This is a genomic window from Pseudomonas simiae, assembly GCF_900111895.1.
GTDB lineage: Bacteria > Pseudomonadota > Gammaproteobacteria > Pseudomonadales > Pseudomonadaceae > Aquipseudomonas > Aquipseudomonas simiae.
Window position 1 is genome coordinate 287,378 of the sequence record NZ_FOKB01000001.1, and the last position, 19,169, is coordinate 306,546.

Below are 19,169 nucleotides of genomic sequence, written 5' to 3' on the forward strand. Positions count from 1 at the left end.
AACTTGCGCCTACCAGCATTACCCTCAAAGGGGGCAACCATGAAAGAGAAAATTCAAAACTGGCTCCATGATCTGGGTGTTGCACTGGGCTTGATCGAGCCTCCGCTGCAGCCCGTGCCGATTCGCACCGATGACGAGCAACGTCGTCCACGTCGCAGGTAAGTCCTGTAAGCGCTCACGCAATTGCGATGGGCGCACGCTGCATGACGAGTACGACTGGGCGTCTTGTTACCTTGAAGGCACGCTGAACGATCATGGCAAGGCGTGTACTTGGCGGGAGTAACAGGGGAGGTCCTGTGCCCGACAACCGAGCAGTATTTTGGCTGCAAGGCGTGCGGTGATTTGTTTGAAGCGTCCAGCCGGAATGCTGAATAAAAAAAACGGGCACGACATCCGACGTCGCACCCGCTGAAGAAACCGCTTTAACTCCCGGTTTTATCTCAAACTGCGCTGGCCGCCACGCCCGCTGGGCGGCGCGACAGCAAACTCACCACCACAAAACTTACCAACCCCACCGCCAGGCTGTAGTAGATCGGCGTGTTCGCATCCAGCCCATCCTTGATCATGAACACCAGCGCAGTGACAAAGCCCAGCGTCATGGAGGTAATCGCGCCGGATGTGGTTGCGCGTTTCCAGAAAATCGCCCCGATCAACGGGATCAACATGCCGCCCACCAACAGGTTGTAAGCCAAGGTCAGGGCGCTGATCACATCGTTCACCACCAGTGCGATACCCAGCACGGCAATACCGGTCAGCAGGGTGAACAGGCGGTTGACGCCCAGGCTCGACTGTTTGCCGCCCCGCAGGCGCGGCAGCAGGTCTTCGGTCAGTACGGTGGAGGCGGCGAGCAGGCCAGCGCTGGCGGTGGACATCATCGCGGCCAGTGCTGCGGCAATCACCAGGCCACGGATCCCGTCCGGCAGCGACATTTTGACGATGGCGGCAAAGGCGTTGTTGACGTTGTCCAAGTCCGGGATCAGCACATGCGCCGCCATACCGATCAGTGCACAGGCCAGGCCGTAGAGGATGCAGTAGAAGCCGGCGAAAGTGCCTGCGTACTTGGCGACTTTTTCGTTACGGGCGGTGAACACCCGTTGCCAGATGTCCTGTCCGATCAGGATGCCGAAGAAGTAGATCATGAAGTAGGTGATGATCGTGTCCCAGCCGATGGCGGTGAAGCTGAAGCTCGACGCTGGCAGCTTGGCAACCAGTTCGTCCCAGCCGCCGACGCGGTACAGGCAGATTGGCAGCAGGATGAACATCAGGCCGACGGTCTTGATCACGAATTGCACGATGTCGGTGAGGGTCAGCGACCACATGCCGCCGATGGTCGAGTACACCACCACCACGCCGCCGCCGAGCAGTACCGAGATCCAGAATGGCAGGCCGAACAGCACTTGCAGCACGGTGCCGATGGCCAGGATCGAGGTCACGCCAATCATCAGGGCGTAGGCCAGCATGATCACGGCGCTGGCCTGGCGGGCCATGGGGTTGTAGCGTTTTTCCAGCACCTGGGTCACGGTGAAGATCTTCAACTGCAACAGCGGCTTGGCCAAAAACAGGTTCAGCGCAATGATGCCCGCGCCCAGCGCGGCACACAGCCAGAAACCGGAGATGCCATGTACATAGCCCAGGCGCACGGTGCCGACGGTGGATGCACCGCCCAATACCGTGGCGGCCATGGTGCCCATGTACAGCGACGGGCCCAGGTTGCGACCGGCCACCAGGTAGTCTTCATGGGTCTTGGCACGGCGCATGCCGTAGTAGCCGAGCACGAGCATGCCAGCGGCGTAGATGAGTACGACGAATAAATCCAAAGCCATGACGGCGGTTCTCCGATTATCTTTTTTATGAGGGTCAGGCGGCCTGTTGCAGCGCCGGTTTAACGCGCGCATCCGTGCGCTTGCTGCGGGAGTCGGTCGGCCCGTAGACAGCCGCCGGTTCCGGGAACACGCGAAGCAAGGTCAAGTACATCAGCGAGGCCAGTCCCAACGTCACCGGCAGGCTTATATCGATGCCCTCGGCGAGGTTGCCCAGTGGCCCGACAAACTGCCCCGGCAGGTTGACGAAGCACAGCCCCACCAGCGCACTCGGAATCCACGCCCCCAGCCCGCGCCAGTTCCAGCCGTGGCTGAACCAGTAGCGCCCGCCGGTTTCACCCCGGGTGAACACCTGCAGGTCATCCGGGCAATAGAAGCCGCGACGCACGATCAGGCCGATGATCATCATCACCATCCACGGCGTGGTGCAGGTGATGATCAGTACGGCGAAGGTCGACACGCTTTGCACCAGGTTGGCGGCGAAACGGCCGATAAAAATGAAGGCAATCGACATCACCCCGATCAGCAACGTGGCCTTGACCCGCGACAGCAGGCGCGGAAACACGCTGGACATGTCCAACCCGGTGCCATACAGCGACGTAGTCCCGGTGGACATGCCGCCGATCACTGCGATCAGGCACACCGGCAGGAAGAACCAGCTCGGCGCCACCGCCAGCAAACCGCCGACATAGTTGTTGGCCGCGATGTAGTCCGGTGCCTTGATTGCCACGATGGTCGCGGTGGCCAGGCCGAACAGGAACGGGATCAAGGTCGCGATTTGCGCCAGAACCACTGCCAGCATGATGCGTATTTTTGGCGTTTCACGCGGGATGTAGCGCGACCAGTCGCCGAGGAACGCACCGAAGGAAATCGGGTTGCTCATGGCCACCAGCGCCGCGCCGATGAAGGCGGCCCAGAAGCCGGTCTGGCCCAGCGCGACAGTGCCGGCGAAGTGGCTGTCGAACGCGGGGGCAAACGCGAAGATCCCCAGCAGGAACAGCAGGCTCGCCGCCCACACTGCAATGCGATTGACCCACAGCATGAAGCGAAAGCCGTAGATGCACACGGTCAGCACCAGGATCGCAAACACGCCGTAAGCCAGGCCCAAGGTCAGGTCAGTTTCCGGCAAGCCGATCAGACGTTTCGCACCGCCCACCAGAGCATCACCTGAACTCCACACTGACAGTGAGAAGAAGGCGATCGCCGTCAGCAGCGAGAGAAATGAACCGACAATCCGCCCGTGAACACCAAAGTGCGCACCGGAAGACACGGCGTTGTTGGTGCCATTGATCGGCCCGAACAGGCCCATGGGCGCCAGGATCAGCGCACCCACCAGTACGCCCAGCACAATCGCCCAGACACCGGCCTGGAATGACAGGCCGAACAGCACGGGGAAGGAACCCAGCACGGCGGTGGCAAAGGTATTGGCACCGCCGAAGATCAGTCGGAACAGATCCTTGGGGCCGGCGGTACGTTCGTGGTCCGGGATCTGCTCGACCCCATTGGTTTCTATCTTGCGAATACTTTTATGGTTGTTTTTATTATTCATGATCTGCTCCGATCACATTGGCTAAGGGGGCGGCAGCCCTTCCGGCATAGCGGACAAATGTTCGTGACAGGCCAGCCACAGGCCTTGTTTTTGTTCTGTGCGGGATCCTTGTCGTTTGAAGACAATGGTCTCGCGTTCCTGGCTAAAAAATTGCTCCCCGTTCATGCGCAGCTCAGTGGTCACGTCATGCATGAAAATCGCCACGTCGCCCTGCAGGCTGACAACGGCGTTGCTCGAGGCGCAGGACAGCACCTCGAATCCCTCGTCCCGACGCCATTGATCCCACAACGCCTGGTAGGCATCGCGACTGAGCAGCGGCTGGGGCAGGGTGTAGAACACGAAGCTGGCATCCGCCGTGAACGCGCCGAAGTAGGCGGTGCGGTCATTGCGGGCGAAGGCCGCCACCAGGTCGGCAGCGGCTTGCAGCACTTCGTGGGTGCTCATCAGCGATGCGCCACACCCGGCAGCACGCAGAGCATCTCGTACAGCAGGTTGGCGCCCAGCAGCGAAGTGTTGCCGGTGGTGTCATAGGGCGGGGAAACCTCTACCAGATCGCAACCAATCAGGTCGAGTCCCTGGCAGCCACGGATGATTTCGATGGCCTGGATGGTGGTCAGCCCACCGATTTCCGGGGTGCCGGTGCCCGGAGCCCAGGCCGGGTCGATGCCGTCGATGTCAAAGCTCAGGTACACCGGGCCGCCGCCGACTTTTTCCCGGACTTCGGCCATCAATGGCGCGAGGGAGTGGTGCCAGCATTCTTCGGCCTGGACCACACGGAAGCCCTGTTTGCGGCTCCAGTTGAAGTCTTCGGCGGTGTAGCCCTGGGCGCGAAGGCCGATCTGCACCACACGGTCGCAATCGAGCAAGCCTTCTTCTACCGCGCGGCGGAACGTGGTGCCGTGGGCGATTTTCTCGCCGAACATATGGTCGTTGACGTCGGCGTGGGCGTCGATGTGCACCAGCCCGACCTTGCCATGTTTCTTGTGGATCGCCCGCAGGATCGGCAGCGTGATGGTGTGGTCGCCGCCCAGCGTCAGCGGGATCACGTCATGTTCGAGGATCTCATCGTAGGCTTCTTCGATGATGCGCACGGCGTCGAGCAGGTTGAAGGTATTGATCGCCACGTCGCCAATGTCGGCCACCGACAGCGAATCGAACGGTGCGGCACCGGTGGCCATGTTGTACGGACGGATCATCACGGATTCGGCGCGGATTTCACGCGGCCCGAAACGGGTGCCAGCACGCAGCGAGGTGCCGATGTCCAGTGGCACGCCGATAAAGGCGGCGTCCAGGCCCTTGGCCGTTTGCAGGTGGGGAAGACGCATCATGGTGGCGATGCCGGCGAAGCGCGGCATTTCGTTGCCGCCCAGTGGTTGGTGAAAAATCTTGTCCACAGGAGTGCCTCATCGTTGTTTTGTTTGTTAGGGGCCGATTCTGCGAAATGTGTCGATACGAAAGAATCGGCAGGGGCAAATACTTAGTTCAGGTTTTTCTAAACTAATGCAGGCAGGTAGACTGCAGGCATCCACACCTGGAGCCGACCATGGCCAGCGCCTTGCCCGACCTGAAACTCCTGCGCATCTTCGTCAGCGTTGTGCGGCACCAGGGGTTCGCCAATGCCCAGCACGAACTCAATCTGTCCACCTCGGCCATCAGCACGTACATGAGCCAGCTGGAATCGGCGTTGGGCTTGGTGCTGTGCCATCGTGGGCGGGGCGGGTTCAGCCTCACCAGCAAGGGTGAGTTGTTCCATCAGGAAACCCTGCGCTTATTGGGCGAGCTTGAAGGCTTCGAGCAATACGCCGCCGCGCTCAAAGGCGAGCTGCGCGGTACCCTCAAACTGGGCGTGCTTGATTCCACCGTCAGCGACAAGGCCTTGCCGTTCGCCGAAGTGATCGGCGCCTACAGCCTGGAACACCCGGCGGTACACCTGCATCTGTCGGTGATGAGCCCCTACGAACTGCAACTCGGTGTGCAGGACAATCGCCTGGACCTGGCCATCGGTGCCTTTTCCAACCGGATGAGCGGGCTGATCTACATGCCGCTGTACCGCGAACAACACTGGCTGTATTGCAGCACCCGGCACCCGCTGTTCAACGAGCGACGCATCCCCGAACAAGTGATCACCCAGCAACGCATGGTCGGTCGCGGCTACTGGAGCCAGGCTGAACTGGCGCGCCACGGCTTCAAACACAGCGCCGCCACCGTGGAAAGTATGGAGGCACAACTGATCCTCGTGCTGTCCGGTGCCTATATCGGTTACTTGCCGGAACACTACGCCCAGGCCTGGGCCGACAAGGGCGACCTGCGCGTATTGCTGCCGGCGACCTTTGGCTATCAGGCACCGTTCTCGATGATCATGCGGCGTGGCCGCAGCCGTGAGCCGCTGATCCAGACCTTTCGCGACTTGCTCAAGACTCAGCTCAACCAGGCCTGATAAAACCATGTCCAGACCCCAATGTTCACGTTGCCTCAGGCCTGCCACCCACTGCCTGTGCGCGCTGATCCCCAGCCTCGACAGCCGCACCCGTGTGTTGCTGTTGCAGCACCCGAGCGAGGTCAACCATGCGTTGAATACTGCACGGTTGGCGGCGTTGGGGTTGAGCAATGCGCAATTGGTGGTGGGGGAGATATTTGAGGATCTACCGACCCTGTTGAACCCGCCCGGTTATCAGGCGCGGCTGTTGTTTCCGGCTGAGGATGCCCAACCACTGCAGGCCTACGCGCCCGGCAGTCAGCCATTGCTACTGGTGGTCCCCGATGGCACGTGGCGCAAGGCGCGCAAACTGCTGCACCTCAACCCCTTGCTGGCGGCATTACCCCGAGTGGCATTGGCCGAAGGCGCCGCGTCCCGCTATCGATTGCGCAAGGCGCCCGGACCGGGTGCGCTGTCGACAGTGGAAGCGATTGTGCAGGCTTTACAGGTATTGGAAGCCCCCACCTCGTTCGAACCGTTACTGCAACCCTTCAACGCGTTGATCGATGGGCAAATTGCGGCCATGGGGCAGGCCGTGTACCAGAAGAACCACACATGAGCCTGCGTATTACATAGCTACCCAACGCGCGCGCGGCAACTGAGTAGGCTGGTCATTTTTCAAGGATAGAAAAATGGCTGAGCCTCTAGCCCATACACCCTCATTGGCTGCCTTCACGGTCGAACAAACAGCTTCGGGACCGTTTCTGACCAGGAACGAATGGTCTTCACTGCAAGCCCTGGACGCTGTGCGAAGCAAATTCGACGGGTTTCTTGACGGGCTCGACGATGAAGAAAAACGTGAATATGTACGCCTGCAAAAGGCTTGGGTTCAGGCCCGGAAAGCCGTTGAAGACGGTGTCCCCCGGCTTATCGAGCGTTTTGAACAGCAGTCCCTGGCGTCCCTGCGCGATGCTTTAAAAACACTGACGGGTTCAGACGTCGACCCGAAAACCGCAAGGATTTACACCCGCTACCTGGCGCCTGCTCGCCGCGTTCGTCGTGAGGCCCAGGGTGATCAGGTGAAGGTTGCCAGCCTGACCTTATGGGAAGCGGCATGCATGAATTACGACGGCGTGACCGGCTGGAGTTTTCCTGGGAATACGGGGATAGCGGACGCCAGCTATATGGACTCGTCCATCAATGCCAGTGCGGCAGCATTCATTGCCTTGGTACGCGAGCTCAATATTGGCGAGACACTCAGAACGTCTCTTGCCCAGGCATTACGCGCGTCCTCCTCCCTGGGCGATGCAATCATGAGGCAGGCAAGCGCCGAATTTGAGTTCGCGTTGATCAATGCCCTCAAGGACCGCGCGACCAGCCGCGTGGACAAAGCCAAATACCACCAGCTGAAGCGTGCGCTCGTCGGTGAAGTGCGTTGGGGCCAGATTGAAGAAATGCATCTGTTTATCCCCCACGGTATCGACAACATCAGCTGGGTCCCTCAACACATTGGCTTGACGGGCCAGTATGTAGGGTCACCGCCTGGAGACAGTGTGAAGATTCCTCATATCGTCTTTTCAGTGAGCGGCTGCAAAGGTGCCTTCAGTTATTTCCCCCATCGACCGTCGGGGGCCCTGCTTCACTACGACAGCCACCGGGAAGCATGCACGGAGTTTTACATGGCCTTTCAGGCCTCCTATGGCAACGGTGACGTGTCGTGGCTGTACCCGTTGATGACCTTGCGTGACAGTGTCCGGCTCAAGCAGATAGCGACATCTCAGCCTCGCCCCGAGCAGCTTTCCCCACAGGCCGAAGTGCTTTATGACCTCGTTGAGTGGTTGCCGAAGATCACGCTTGTGAAGCGCGTCGGATACGTCCGGCAGTCGGTCGAAAAGACCCCAATGGTCTGCTTGCATGATTTTTACACCGCACGTTGTCGCACCAACCTGCAGGAACTGGCAGCCGAAACACCCGGCTGGATGGTGACGATCAGCCGTGTTTTTCAAACGGTGCTCGGCGAGACGCTTGATCTGTTGCTGATTCCGGCACCGGGCCCGCTCAAAGGCCTGGGACGGCTCAGGGCCGTTGCGATGTTTGCCGTCCTCACGCAGTCCTTGATCGAGGGGGGAGCCATGGCGGTGCAGGGGGACTCGGTTGAGTTGCTCCAAACCTTGGTCGACCTGGCTGATTTGCTGATCAGCAGCCGCTTGCATACTCGCCTGGCACGCAGCGTGATGCGTCGCCACCAAGCGCTGTACCGCCAGTTGTCCCCACCAGGCAGCGTTGCCGGTGAGCGGGTCGATACCGCGCTGTTGGAGAGAATGCTCGGCGCCTCGCAGGCGCCGGTCAAGTCGTTGAACGCAGTGCTTGAGGCGAGCAATACGCCTCGACAACTCCTCGACAAGGTCTGGGAGGGCGAGCGACCGTCGGCTTCCCTGGTGGAGGCTTCGCAGCGCTTTAATGTCGATCGTCTGATCGATTGGGCGTCAAGCCCGTCGCCACCCAGTCATCCACCGCCGACTCAGGCGTTCGAAGTGCTGGGGCCGTTGGTCACTCAATTGGCGCAATGGCCGGTTGATACTGCCTTGAGCGTCGAGAACCCGCAGGGCCTGGAGTTGCGACGTTACACGCAGCAGGCGGGCCGTCCCGCTTCTCGGGTGGTCACGGTGACCCGTCAGGAGAACTTCCAGTTCGCCTACTCATCCCCGCGTCGTTTTACTGCGAATTTTCTTCAGGCTGTGGTGGACTTGTTGCCTGCCGTGTTTTCGGCCGGAGAACCGCCGTTGCGCCAGCAGTTGGCGCTGCGGGCCCGCACCGTGAGGCTTGAGCTGTTCGAGGCACTTACACGCTTTGCCCAGGCCGATCGCGCAACGGCCTCTGGCGCGCCGACGGCGATCAAGAACCTGTTGCCTGAGCGCGTGGGGTCTGATCAGCCCGAACCCGCGGTCATCAGTACCCTACGGGCGTTGCACCCCGAAGTCAGTCTGCCCCGCTTGTTGGAGGTGCTGGATCAGCAGCCTCTTTCTTCCCACCAGCAGACCCAACTGTTGGCGTCAAAACTGCAACCCGAGGCGCTCTATACCGCCTTGCGCAGTGCACGGCGGGCAGCCCGCCGAGAGGCGATGATCGACGGGATTTTCCATGGGCGCCGGTACGACGCGCAGACCCTGCGCTGGGCAGGCGAATTTGCCGGCGCAGTATTAAAAAGCGTCACTGGCCAAGCCTTGGTCATCAGTCGCGCCGATCAGCCGGTGCACTATATGTCGAAAGGTGCCAAAGACCGGACTGTGGTGGTGCTGGACCATGGCCGGGGGCGCTTTGCGCCGTTTGATCATCGCACCTCCCTTGCGGGCGCGAGGCTCGGTACTCCCGACGGTTTTTACCAGGCCATCCTGAACCAGTTAACCCATAACGAACGCGTCCGGCTCGGGCTTGAAGGCCCCCAGGCGGTCACCGATTTCCGTCACCGGATTGCCCGCGCCATGCTCGACCATCGTACGGTCGAGGGGCAGTTTTACCCTCACCAGCGCGACATCGCGCAGTATTCCAGTGCTGCGGATACCATGGGCCTGACCCCTGACGCACTCGGTCTCTTTCGCCAGGGCGCGGACTGCTTTCTGTATATGGACGGCTTGTGTTTCAACGTCTCCCAGGCTGGCCCGACCCTGCCATGGCGCATTCCACACCCCACATTGCACGATGCTTACGCCCCGGTGTTGACGCATAACGGCGCAGGTGCCTGGCGCCATGAATGGGAAACGCCGCTGACCTGGGATGGCCACAAACCGTTTTATCGCCTCGGGCCCGCCGTTGGAGCATGGTCGCCGGATGCCATCAACCAGATTCAACAGGTCAGCGGCGTGACCCCGGCGATGCTGCGTCGCGTGCACCTGCGTAACGAGCGCCCACCTGCGATTTTGATGGAGACCATCGAGCGATTCACGTTGCATCGACGGGTCAAGGCGGGCGTGGAGACGGGGTGGGATTTTTTTGACGAGTTACTGGGTGAAATAGGGCCTGAAAGCGCCGATGTGTTGGTGGGCAGTGCGGGCTTGAGCCGCGTTGATCAGGTCAGGCGGCTCGAAACCTTTGTTGCGCAGGACAAGCCAGGTATGGCGCGGCTTTTTTTCAAGGCGTTGCTTCATAAAAGCGCGTTGTCTTCGGAGCCCCTGGCACAGGTGCTGCAGCGTGACTTCCCCAGTTTGACAGCGCAAATCGCCGAAGACCTGGTGCGCAATCTCACCCCGGTTGAGCGTCGAAGCCTGGAGGCCGGCCGTGTCCCGTTGACCAAAACCAAAGCCATCCGCTGGTGGATAGAGTACCTGCGCAAGACCAGGGCGATGGAGGGTGTGCACCTGGGAGGTGCGGCAAGTGCGGACAGCTCAAAGCTGATCCTTCATACAGTGGCCGAGATGGACGGCTGGTCTGTTCAAACACGGGTTGAAGTACGTGAGCGCGGGCGGCTCATTGACCGTGTCGGCCCTGCTGAAGGGCGGCCCAAGCGGGTGCTGGAGGCGCTTGATGGCCGCTATCAGGCCTTTGCTCCCCAATCGAACGGCACGTTGCAACCGCTCGGAAACCCGGGCGATTTTCTCACGGTCTTACTCGACGCGTTGCCTCCCCCTGAGCGCCAAGCCGTTGGATATACCCATGCGGGGGGCGTTGAAGAGTTGACCCAGGAGATCGGTTATCGCTTGGAGCGTCACTGGGAGTTTGCCGAAACCCTGCTCGAAATAGGGCGTCGCCCTTGGTACAACCCGCCGCGTCGCGTGGCGGATGGGCGGATTGGTTATCCGTTGAGTGGCGGCAATGAGCTGGGGGCAGTGGACCGTGACCAAGTCGCACGGTTGCGGCAGTTATTTCCGACGAAAACCGATGAACAGGCGTTTGAGATCCTTGAGAATCTGAGTGACTCCGTTCAGGAGCGTGAGGACGCGATCAACACCCTGTTCCGAGAACGCGACGCCTTGAATGACAGCCTTGAACGCTGGTGCTTGCTGGGGAAACCCGAGCAACTCAAGGCACAAGTCGAGGCCTCCGCGCGAATTCGACGTTGCTGGAGCAAAGAGGACTCCCCGCGCGGGGTGATGTTTGAGCTCTATCTGGATGACCTGGCCCTGGAAGACTTGCCACAGGTGACGGCGCATTTCGGTCATGTCATGCAACTGAGCCTGCGGAACAATCAGTTACAAGCGCTGCCGATGAAGTTCCTCGGGCGCTTCCCGGCGCTGCGGACGCTGTTTCTCGACGGCAACCGCTTGGACCATGTGCCTCAGGGCTTGTCTGCGCTTCAACACTTGAAACAACTCAGCCTGGCGAACAATCGCATTCAGCCTGAATCAGCGGATATCAGACGGTTGCAGGGCCTGACGCGCTTGACCACGTTGAATCTGTCCAACAATCCCCTGGGCAGAGGGAAACGCTTGAATGTGTATGCGCTGACAGCGCTGGAGGTCCTCAAGCTCAGGAATACTCAACTCGATCTTTTGCCTCTGTGGGTGGTGATGCTGCCAAGACTTCGCACGTTGGATCTGCGAGACAATCGTTTCAAAGTGTTGACCCACTCTGATCTTCACCTCAATGAAACCGTGTACCGCGCCATGAATCTTCACGGTAACGCGCTTTCCCAGGCGACCTTGCGGCTGCTCAGCCAATACCGGAGACGGCCGGGTTATCAAACGATCGATTTTGGCCTGTGGCACGACGGGGCATTTCCGTTGCCCTCGGTTGAACGCTGGCTATTGCCGGTGCCGCTGAATGAAGTGCCGCAACGGCGGGCTGAATGGGCGCTGTTGGCCGGAGCGCAAATGGCGGACGGTTTCTTTAACCTGCTGTGGAACGTGTCTTCCTATCCGCCGTTGATTGCCCCGGAGCATCACGCCTTGCGCCAGGACATTACGCGGCGCGTCTGGCAGTTGATTGACGGGGCCAATCACAACGGGGGCCTGCAACAAATCCTTTTCCAGGCACCTTTGCGGTACATGAGCGGGGGGATCGACGGGTGGCTGTTGTGCCTCAATGAGATCGAACTGGCTATGTTGCCGGTACAGATGCTCGCCGGAAACGTGGATGCCGCAGGCCCGGATTTTGTGAATTATTACCGAGCCCTTCGCCGGCTGGGCGCCATCGACCACCACCTGTTGAGGGCGTTTCCGCAGCAGTCTGCGCAGGAAGCCTGCGTGCGTTTCCTGGCCTATCGAATCGCATTGGCGTCGAGTCTGGACTTGCCTCTTGCATTGCCGGGCCGGTTCGACGCCGCCACTGCGGTGCCGGATGCGCCTTCGGTGATCCGAATACTCCAACGGATCAAAAATGAGGAGTTGAATCTGAATTGGCCCAGTCGGCTTGAAAACGAGGAGTACTGGGTCGAGTTCCTGGAGCGCAAGTACCCGCAACGATTTGAGGCTGCGCTGGCGCACTACCAGCGTGAGCTGGAACGGGCCACCGACAAAGTCACGAATGGCGACATAAACGAGGGAGCCTACAAACACGCGCTCGAAAGCCTTGCTGTACAGATGCGCCAAGCCAAGGCCGATCTGGTCCGCGTGTTGACCCTTCAGGAGTGGACGGAATTTGTAATTGCCTGAGCCAATACTTATGCCTTTAAGGAATAGGCACCACACTTTGCGTGATATGGCCCGCCGGCCTTTCCCGGTATGATGTTCGCCCCCGCAGTCTGGATTGCGAATACGCCATGACCTTGCAGTACCCTACAATCGCCGATTGCGTCGGCAACACGCCCCTGGTCCGCTTGCAACGCATGGCGGGAGACACCAGCAACACCCTGCTGCTCAAGCTCGAAGGGAACAACCCGGCCGGTTCAGTGAAGGACCGCCCGGCGCTGTCGATGATCACCCGTGCGGAGCTGCGCGGGCAGATTAAACCCGGCGACACCTTGATCGAAGCCACCTCGGGTAACACGGGCATCGCCCTGGCCATGGCCGCCGCGATCAAGGGTTACAAGATGATCCTGATCATGCCCGACAACGGCAGCGCCGAACGCAAAGCGGCGATGACCGCCTACGGTGCCCAACTGATCCTGGTCACCCAGGAAGACGGCATGGAAGGTGCGCGCGATCTGGCTGAACGCATGGCTGCCGAAGGCCGCGGCCTGGTGCTGGACCAGTTCGCCAACGGTGACAACCCCGAGGCGCACTACACCAGCACCGGCCCGGAAATTTGGCGCCAGACCCAGGGCACCATCACTCATTTCGTCAGCTCCATGGGCACCACCGGCACCATCATGGGCAACTCGCGCTACCTCAAGGAGCAGAACCCGGCCATCCAGATCGTCGGCCTGCAACCGATGGAAGGCTCGGCCATCCCAGGTATCCGTCGTTGGCCCGAAGAGTATCTGCCGAAGATCTACAACTCGAGCCGCGTCGACCGCATCATCGATATGGCGCAGCGCGAGGCCGAAGACACCACCCGCCGCCTGGCCCGTGAAGAAGGCATCTTCTGCGGCGTGTCTTCCGGTGGCGCGGTGGCGGGTATGTTGCGCTTGTCCAAAGAGGTGGAAAACGCGGTGATCGTCGCGATCATCTGTGACCGAGGCGACCGTTACCTGTCGACCGGCATCTTCGACGAACCCAACTGATGGCCAAGCACGAGAGAGGCCTGCGCTTCCAACCGACGGGCGGCAGCCGCGCCCCGCAGATCCCTGTGGGCAAGAAACAGCGCCTGACCATCGAGCGCCTGGCCAACGACGGCCGAGGCATCGTGTTCTTTGAAGGTCGCACCTGGTTCGTGAACGGCGCGCTGGCGGGCGAAGAAGTCGAAGCACGGGTGCTGGGCACCCATGGCAAGATCGTCGAGGCGCGCACCGAGCGGGTGTTCAGTGCCAGCGAATTACGCCGTCCGGCGCCGTGCGCGCATTTCGGCCGCTGCGGCGGTTGCAGCGTGCAGCACTTGCCCCACGGCGAACAACTTGCCCTGAAACAGCGCATGCTTGCCGAGCAACTGTCCCGCGTGGCGGGTGTCGAACCGCAGGAGTGGGCCGCGCCGTTGAGCGGGGCGGAATTCGGTTACCGTCGCCGCGCCCGCGTGGCCGTGCGCTGGGACGCCAAGGCGAAACAGCTGGAAGTGGGTTTCCGCGCGGTGGCTAGTCAGGACATCGTCGCCATCGACGAATGCCCGGTGCTGGTACAGGCCTTGCAGCCGATCATGCAGCGCCTGCCCAACATGCTGCGTCGCTTGAGCAAACCTCAGGCGCTGGGGCATGTGGAGTTGTTCAGTGGTACGTCCGTCGCCGTGTTGCTGCGCCATATGGCGCCGCTGTCGGAAGCGGACCTGCAGGTGCTGAAAGAATTCTGCGCCTTCCATGAAGCCCAATTGTGGCTGCATGGCGAGGGCCAGCCGGAACCGGTTGAGGCCGATTCGGTGCTCGGGTTTCGCCTGAGTCACTGGGATCTGGAGCTGGCTTACCGGCCCGGAGATTTTGTCCAGGTCAATGCCGGGGTCAATGAAGCGATGGTTGCCCAGGCCTTGGAATGGCTGGCGCCACAACCCGATGAACGGGTGCTGGACCTGTTTTGCGGCCTGGGCAACTTCGCCCTGCCACTGGCGCGCCAGGTGCGTGAAGTGGTGGCGGTGGAGGGGGTGCAGACCATGGTGGAGCGGGCGGCCGTCAACGCCGTCAGCAACGATTTGCATAATGTGCAGTTTTTTCAGGCTGATTTGTCCCAGCCTTTGACTGACGCGGAATGGGCCAAACAAGGCTTTTCTGCGGTACTCTTGGACCCACCCCGTGATGGTGCCCTGGAGGTTGTGCGCAAGCTCGCGACCCTGGGAGCCAAGCGTCTGGTGTATGTGTCCTGCAATCCGGCCACGCTGGCGCGGGACACGGTTGAGTTGGTCAAGCAAGGCTACCGGCTAAAACGTGCCGGGATCCTCGACATGTTTCCGCAAACCGCGCATGTCGAGGCCATGGCGTTATTTGAAGCGGGCTAGGATGCCCGTTTAATCCGACCGGCCTGTCGTCTCCAGGGCCTGTGATCTGCCAGGGAGCAGTAGAAGGTCGGCGATGAATTCTGGCGCATCGAAGGTGCGTCGTAGGGAAGGTAAGCAAGATGGTACAGGTGAGAGCACACCAGCCGATCAACACCGACGGCAGTATCAATCTCGAGGCATGGCTGGATCATGCCATCAGTGTCGACCCGGCACTGGACCGTGAAGCCTTGAAAGCAGCCTGCGAGTTCGCTCGCGAGTCTGAGCAGCAAGACAATGCTTCCAAGAACCTCTGGGCCGAAGGCACTTCAAGCTTTCGCACCGGGTTGGAAATCGCCGAGATCCTCGCCGATCTCAAGCTGGACCAGGATTCACTGATTGCCGCCGTGCTGTATCGCGGCGTGCGAGAAGGGCATATTCAGTTGGCGACCGTGGGCCAGCGTTTCGGCTCCGTGGTGGCCAAGCTGATCGACGGTGTGCTGCGCATGGCTGCGATCAGCGCCAGCCTCAGTCCGCGTCAGTCCATGGTGCTGGGCACCCAGGGCCAGGTCGAGAACCTGCGCAAGATGCTGGTGGCGATGGTCGACGACGTCCGCGTCGCCCTGATCAAGCTGGCTGAGCGTACCTGCGCAATCCGTGCGGTGAAAACCGCCGACGACGAGAAGCGCAACCGCGTTGCCCGCGAAGTCTTCGACATCTATGCACCGCTGGCGCACCGTCTGGGTATCGGCCATATCAAGTGGGAGCTGGAGGACTTGTCCTTCCGCTACCTTGAACCCGATCAATACAAGCAGATCGCCACGCTGCTGCACGAACGGCGGCTCGACCGTGAGCGCTTCATCACCGACGTGATGAACCAGTTGCGCTCCGAGCTGCAGGCCACCGGTGTCGAAGCCGACATCAGCGGCCGTGCCAAGCACATCTATTCCATCTGGCGCAAAATGCAGCGCAAGGGCCTGGCGTTCAGCCAGATCTACGATGTGCGCGCCGTGCGCGTGCTGGTGCCGGAAATGCGCGACTGCTACACCGCGCTGGGTATCGTCCACACCTTGTGGCGGCATATTCCCAAGGAGTTTGACGACTACATCGCCAACCCCAAGGAAAACGGCTATCGCTCGCTGCACACCGCGGTGATCGGCCCCGAGGGCAAGGTGCTGGAAGTGCAGATCCGCACCCACGCCATGCACGAAGAGGCGGAGTTGGGTGTGTGCGCGCACTGGCGCTACAAGGGCACCGACGTCAAGGCCGGGTCCAACCAGTACGAGGAGAAAATCTCCTGGCTGCGTCAAGTGCTGGAATGGCACGAAGAACTGGGCGACATTGGTGGCCTGGCCGAACAGCTGCGCGTGGATATCGAGCCTGATCGGGTCTACATCTTCACCCCTGACGGCCATGCCATCGACTTACCGAAGGGCGCGACGCCGCTGGACTTCGCCTACCGCGTTCACACCGAGATCGGTCACAACTGCCGGGGTGCCAAGATCAACGGGCGCATCGTGCCGCTCAACTACAGCCTGCAGACCGGTGAACAGGTCGAAATCATTACCAGCAAGCACGGTACGCCGAGCCGCGACTGGCTGAACCCGAACCTGGGCTACATCACCACGTCGCGGGCGCGGGCGAAGATCGTCCACTGGTTCAAATTGCAGGCGCGCGACCAGAACGTCGCCGCCGGCAAAACCTTGCTTGAACGCGAATTGGGGCGTCTCGGCCTGCCTCAGGTGGACTTCGACAAGTTGGCCGAGAAAGCCAACATGAAGATCGCCGAAGACATGTTCGCCGCCCTCGGCGCTGGCGATTTGCGCCTGGCGCAATTGGTCAACCTGGCCCAGCAACTGGTCGAGCCGGAACGTGGCAGCGAACAGTTGGAACTGATTCCACGCAAGGCCACCGGCTACAAGCCTGGCAAGCGCGGCGATATCCAGATCCAGGGCGTGGGCAACCTGATGACGCAAATCGCCGGCTGCTGCCAGCCGCTGCCGGGCGACGCCATTGTCGGTTACATCACCCAGGGCCGCGGCGTGAGCATTCACCGCCAGGACTGCGCCTCGGTGCTGCAATTGGGCGGGCGTGAACCGGAGCGGATCATCCAGGTGAGCTGGGGCCCGGTGCCGGTGCTCACCTACCCGGTGGATATCATCATTCGCGCCTATGACCGTTCCGGTTTGCTGCGGGATGTGTCGCAAGTGCTGCTCAACGAGCGGATCAACGTGCTGGCGGTCAACACCCGCTCGAACAAAGAGGACAACACTGCGTTGATGTCCCTGACCATCGAGATTCCGGGGCTGGACGCGTTGGGACGGTTGCTGGGGCGGATCTCCCAGTTGCCGAACATCATCGAGACACGCCGCAACCGTACCCCATGAACATCTGGATGAACACAGTCTGAACGGTGGGAGGGGGCTTGCCCCCGAAAGCGGAGTGTCAGGTACCAGATTCTTGGTTGACGCACCGCAATCGGGGGCAAGCCCCTCCCACCGTTGATCGGCGGTGTTCATACCTGATCGGAAGTAGAATGATGTATTCACTGGATGACCTGCTGCACCTGATGAGCCGCCTGCGCGACCCGAAGTACGGGTGCCCGTGGGACATCAAGCAAACCTACGCCACCATCGTCCCGCACACGTTGGAAGAAGCCTACGAAGTCGCCGACGCCATCGAGCGCGGTGACTTCGATCACCTGCAAGGCGAGTTGGGCGACCTGTTGTTCCAAGTGGTGTATTACAGCCAACTGGCGCGGGAAGAAGGGCGCTTCGAATTTGCCGGGGTGATCGACAGCATTACGCGCAAGCTGATCCGTCGCCATCCCCATGTGTTTCCAACCGGTGATCTGTATGCACCGCTGGATATCCCGCAGTTGAGTGAAGAACAGGTGAAGGAGCGCTGGGAGCAGATCAAAGCCGAGGAACGGTCGGAAAAGTCCGACGCGCCGGAGCAGCTTTCCTTGCTGGACGATGTGCCCACGGCGCTGCCGTCCCTGTCCCGCGCCGCCAAATTACAGAAGCGTGCCAGCCAGGTCGGCTTCGATTGGCCCTCCGCCTTGCCGGTGGTGGACAACGTGCGCGAAGAACTGGATGAAGTGCTCGAAGCCATGGCCGACAACGATTCGGTGGCCATTGCCGATGAGGTCGGCGACCTGCTGTTCGCGGCAGTCAACCTGGCCCGTCATCTCAAGGTCGACCCGGAAACCGCGCTGCGTGGCGCCAATGCCAAGTTCGAACGTCGCTTCCGATTTATCGAACAGGCATTGCGCGATACGCACCAATCCATAGAAGATTGCACCCTCGAAACGATGGACGCCCTGTGGGGCGAAGCCAAACGTCAGGAAAAGAATGTGTCCAGCTGCGGTTGAGCAGTTGCCTAAGTGAGTAAGCACCATGAGCCTTTCCCTTCGCGACCAGTTGCTCAAAGCAGGTCTGGTCAACCAAAAGCAGGCCAAGCAGGTCGGCAAAGAGAAACAGAAGCAGCAGCGCCTGGTCCACAAAGGCCAGATCGAGGCGGATGACACCCAGGCCCGCCTGGCGGCCGAAGCGCAGGCCGAGAAGGTCAAACGCGACCAGGAACTGAACCGCCAACAGCAGGAAAAAGCCGAAGCCAAGGCCCGCACCGCCCAGGTCAAGCAACTGATCGAGACCTCGCGCCTGCCCAAGCTGACCACCGAGGACTACTACAACTTCGTGGATGACAAGAAGGTCAAGCGCCTGTCGGTCAACACGTTGATGCGCAACAAGCTGAGCAACGGCTCCCTGGCCATCGTGCACCACGGCGGCAGCTACGAGGTGATCCCGCGCGAGGCAGCACTGAAGATCCAGGAGCGCGCACCAGAGCGTATCGTGCAGCTCAATATCCTGACGGAAAGCCAGGTGCCGGATGAGGATGATCCGTACGCGGCCTACCAGATCCCGGATGATCTGATGTGGTAAAGCTGTAGGCCTGAAGGAGGGTGAGTACGCTTGCCCTGCGCTGCGTAGCAGTGCGAAAAACACAAACCCCGCTCAAAAGGCGGGGTTTGTTTTTGCAGGGGCCCAGCTGCGTGGGCCCGGCCTCTGCACAATTTCAGAGTCTCAGGAGCCTTGCGCCTGGCGTCTCATCTCAAGGGCTTCGAGCTCGTTTTTATAATTATGAGCGTCGCTCTCGTTGTGAAACATGCCGACCAACAGGTCTTGTTGGTGTACATCCCAGATGTGAATCCCATGGCCCAGTGCTTCGTGGGACATATGTTCGTCGTCGCGTTCAGTTACTTTTACAGTCATCTGCTTGCTCCAATCTCTGGTGGATCTGCGGCAAGTCGTCGCAGGCCTTTGTTATATGATTTGTTAGCTTGCTAAGTAAACCGACTTTTCGTGCAACAATTCATTGCGGAAAACGCAACAGTGCTGCAGGCCGCGAAAACCGTGACATTGCGTCGCAGGGTGCTGAGTTTTATGACAAAAGTTTC

14 protein-coding genes are annotated in these 19,169 nt (G+C 60.6%); 9 read left to right on the forward strand and 5 right to left on the reverse strand.

Going from position 1 to position 19,169, the window contains the following annotated elements; genetic code table 11:
• The first annotated feature begins 39 nt into the window (after nt 1–39).
• Nucleotides 40–162 carry a PA1414 family protein gene (locus tag BMZ57_RS29955; protein ID WP_003193089.1) on the forward strand — a complete coding sequence of 41 codons (123 nt, stop codon included), beginning with the start codon at nt 40–42 and terminating at the stop codon, nt 160–162.
• A 278-nt stretch (nt 163–440) separates the two neighbouring features.
• Here the strand turns inward: BMZ57_RS29955 and BMZ57_RS01335 are convergent, their stop codons facing one another.
• The 4 genes from BMZ57_RS01335 to speB are packed head-to-tail and all read right to left on the reverse strand — an operon-like array spanning nt 441 to nt 4,763.
• Entirely contained in the window at nt 441–1,823 is a 1,383-nt protein-coding gene (locus tag BMZ57_RS01335) for a sodium:solute symporter family protein (RefSeq protein ID WP_047540374.1), read from the reverse strand.
• Nucleotides 1,824–1,857: 34 nt separating this feature from the next.
• Nucleotides 1,858–3,369 (reverse strand): purine-cytosine permease family protein, encoded by a 1,512-nt coding sequence (locus BMZ57_RS01340; protein ID WP_021490874.1) that lies wholly within the window; start codon nt 3,367–3,369, stop codon nt 1,858–1,860.
• A gap of 21 nt (nt 3,370–3,390) precedes the next feature.
• Nucleotides 3,391–3,813, reverse strand: a complete 423-nt coding sequence (locus tag BMZ57_RS01345) for a YybH family protein (RefSeq protein ID WP_042571882.1) — start codon at nt 3,811–3,813, stop codon at nt 3,391–3,393.
• On the reverse strand, nt 3,813–4,763 hold the full coding sequence (gene speB, locus BMZ57_RS01350) for an agmatinase (protein WP_021490873.1): 951 nt from the start codon (nt 4,761–4,763) through the stop codon (nt 3,813–3,815). Before speB ends, BMZ57_RS01345 begins: the two co-directional genes overlap by 1 nt.
• A gap of 149 nt (nt 4,764–4,912) precedes the next feature.
• Between speB and BMZ57_RS01355 the strand changes: the two genes are divergently transcribed.
• The 8 genes from BMZ57_RS01355 (at nt 4,913) to BMZ57_RS01390 (ending at nt 18,654) form a co-directional block, all read left to right on the forward strand.
• Entirely contained in the window at nt 4,913–5,806 is an 894-nt protein-coding gene (locus BMZ57_RS01355) for a LysR family transcriptional regulator (RefSeq protein ID WP_021490872.1), read from the forward strand.
• A gap of 7 nt (nt 5,807–5,813) precedes the next feature.
• The gene (locus BMZ57_RS01360; protein WP_021490871.1) at nt 5,814–6,404 is read left to right on the forward strand and encodes a tRNA-uridine aminocarboxypropyltransferase; all 591 of its coding nucleotides are present in this window, start codon (nt 5,814–5,816) and stop codon (nt 6,402–6,404) included.
• 73 nt (nt 6,405–6,477) lie between these two features.
• The gene (locus BMZ57_RS01365; protein WP_069673216.1) at nt 6,478–12,372 is read left to right on the forward strand and encodes an NEL-type E3 ubiquitin ligase domain-containing protein; all 5,895 of its coding nucleotides are present in this window, start codon (nt 6,478–6,480) and stop codon (nt 12,370–12,372) included.
• A gap of 107 nt (nt 12,373–12,479) precedes the next feature.
• Nucleotides 12,480–13,382 carry a cysteine synthase CysM gene (gene cysM / locus BMZ57_RS01370; protein WP_021490869.1) on the forward strand — a complete coding sequence of 301 codons (903 nt, stop codon included), beginning with the start codon at nt 12,480–12,482 and terminating at the stop codon, nt 13,380–13,382.
• Nucleotides 13,382–14,734, forward strand: a complete 1,353-nt coding sequence (rlmD, locus tag BMZ57_RS01375; protein ID WP_045791769.1) for a 23S rRNA (uracil(1939)-C(5))-methyltransferase RlmD — start codon at nt 13,382–13,384, stop codon at nt 14,732–14,734. The genes cysM and rlmD overlap by 1 nt, the downstream gene beginning before the upstream one ends.
• A gap of 119 nt (nt 14,735–14,853) precedes the next feature.
• Nucleotides 14,854–17,097 (forward strand): GTP diphosphokinase, encoded by a 2,244-nt coding sequence (gene relA, locus BMZ57_RS01380; RefSeq protein WP_021490867.1) that lies wholly within the window; start codon nt 14,854–14,856, stop codon nt 17,095–17,097.
• A 152-nt stretch (nt 17,098–17,249) separates the two neighbouring features.
• Nucleotides 17,250–18,083: a nucleoside triphosphate pyrophosphohydrolase gene (gene mazG, locus BMZ57_RS01385; RefSeq protein ID WP_042571879.1), complete on the forward strand. Its 834-nt coding sequence runs from the start codon at nt 17,250–17,252 to the stop codon at nt 18,081–18,083.
• Between the two features lie 25 nt (nt 18,084–18,108).
• The gene (locus BMZ57_RS01390) at nt 18,109–18,654 is read left to right on the forward strand and encodes a DUF2058 domain-containing protein (protein WP_021490865.1); all 546 of its coding nucleotides are present in this window, start codon (nt 18,109–18,111) and stop codon (nt 18,652–18,654) included.
• 141 nt (nt 18,655–18,795) lie between these two features.
• Here the strand turns inward: BMZ57_RS01390 and BMZ57_RS01395 are convergent, their stop codons facing one another.
• Nucleotides 18,796–18,984 carry a hypothetical protein gene (locus BMZ57_RS01395; RefSeq protein ID WP_010208657.1) on the reverse strand — a complete coding sequence of 63 codons (189 nt, stop codon included), beginning with the start codon at nt 18,982–18,984 and terminating at the stop codon, nt 18,796–18,798.
• Between the last annotated feature and the right edge of the window lie 185 nt (nt 18,985–19,169).

Coding starts and splice junctions, on each gene's coding strand:
- relA (WP_021490867.1), top strand. CDS start 14,854: ATGGTACAGGTGAGAGCACACCAGCCGATCAACACCGACGGCAGTATC.
- BMZ57_RS01340 (WP_021490874.1), bottom strand. CDS start 3,369: ATGAATAATAAAAACAACCATAAAAGTATTCGCAAGATAGAAACCAAT.
- BMZ57_RS29955 (WP_003193089.1), top strand. CDS start 40: ATGAAAGAGAAAATTCAAAACTGGCTCCATGATCTGGGTGTTGCACTG.
- BMZ57_RS01360 (WP_021490871.1), top strand. CDS start 5,814: ATGTCCAGACCCCAATGTTCACGTTGCCTCAGGCCTGCCACCCACTGC.
- BMZ57_RS01395 (WP_010208657.1), bottom strand. CDS start 18,984: ATGACTGTAAAAGTAACTGAACGCGACGACGAACATATGTCCCACGAA.
- BMZ57_RS01365 (WP_069673216.1), top strand. CDS start 6,478: ATGGCTGAGCCTCTAGCCCATACACCCTCATTGGCTGCCTTCACGGTC.
- BMZ57_RS01345 (WP_042571882.1), bottom strand. CDS start 3,813: ATGAGCACCCACGAAGTGCTGCAAGCCGCTGCCGACCTGGTGGCGGCC.
- BMZ57_RS01390 (WP_021490865.1), top strand. CDS start 18,109: ATGAGCCTTTCCCTTCGCGACCAGTTGCTCAAAGCAGGTCTGGTCAAC.
- cysM (WP_021490869.1), top strand. CDS start 12,480: ATGACCTTGCAGTACCCTACAATCGCCGATTGCGTCGGCAACACGCCC.
- rlmD (WP_045791769.1), top strand. CDS start 13,382: ATGGCCAAGCACGAGAGAGGCCTGCGCTTCCAACCGACGGGCGGCAGC.
- mazG (WP_042571879.1), top strand. CDS start 17,250: ATGTATTCACTGGATGACCTGCTGCACCTGATGAGCCGCCTGCGCGAC.
- BMZ57_RS01355 (WP_021490872.1), top strand. CDS start 4,913: ATGGCCAGCGCCTTGCCCGACCTGAAACTCCTGCGCATCTTCGTCAGC.
- BMZ57_RS01335 (WP_047540374.1), bottom strand. CDS start 1,823: ATGGCTTTGGATTTATTCGTCGTACTCATCTACGCCGCTGGCATGCTC.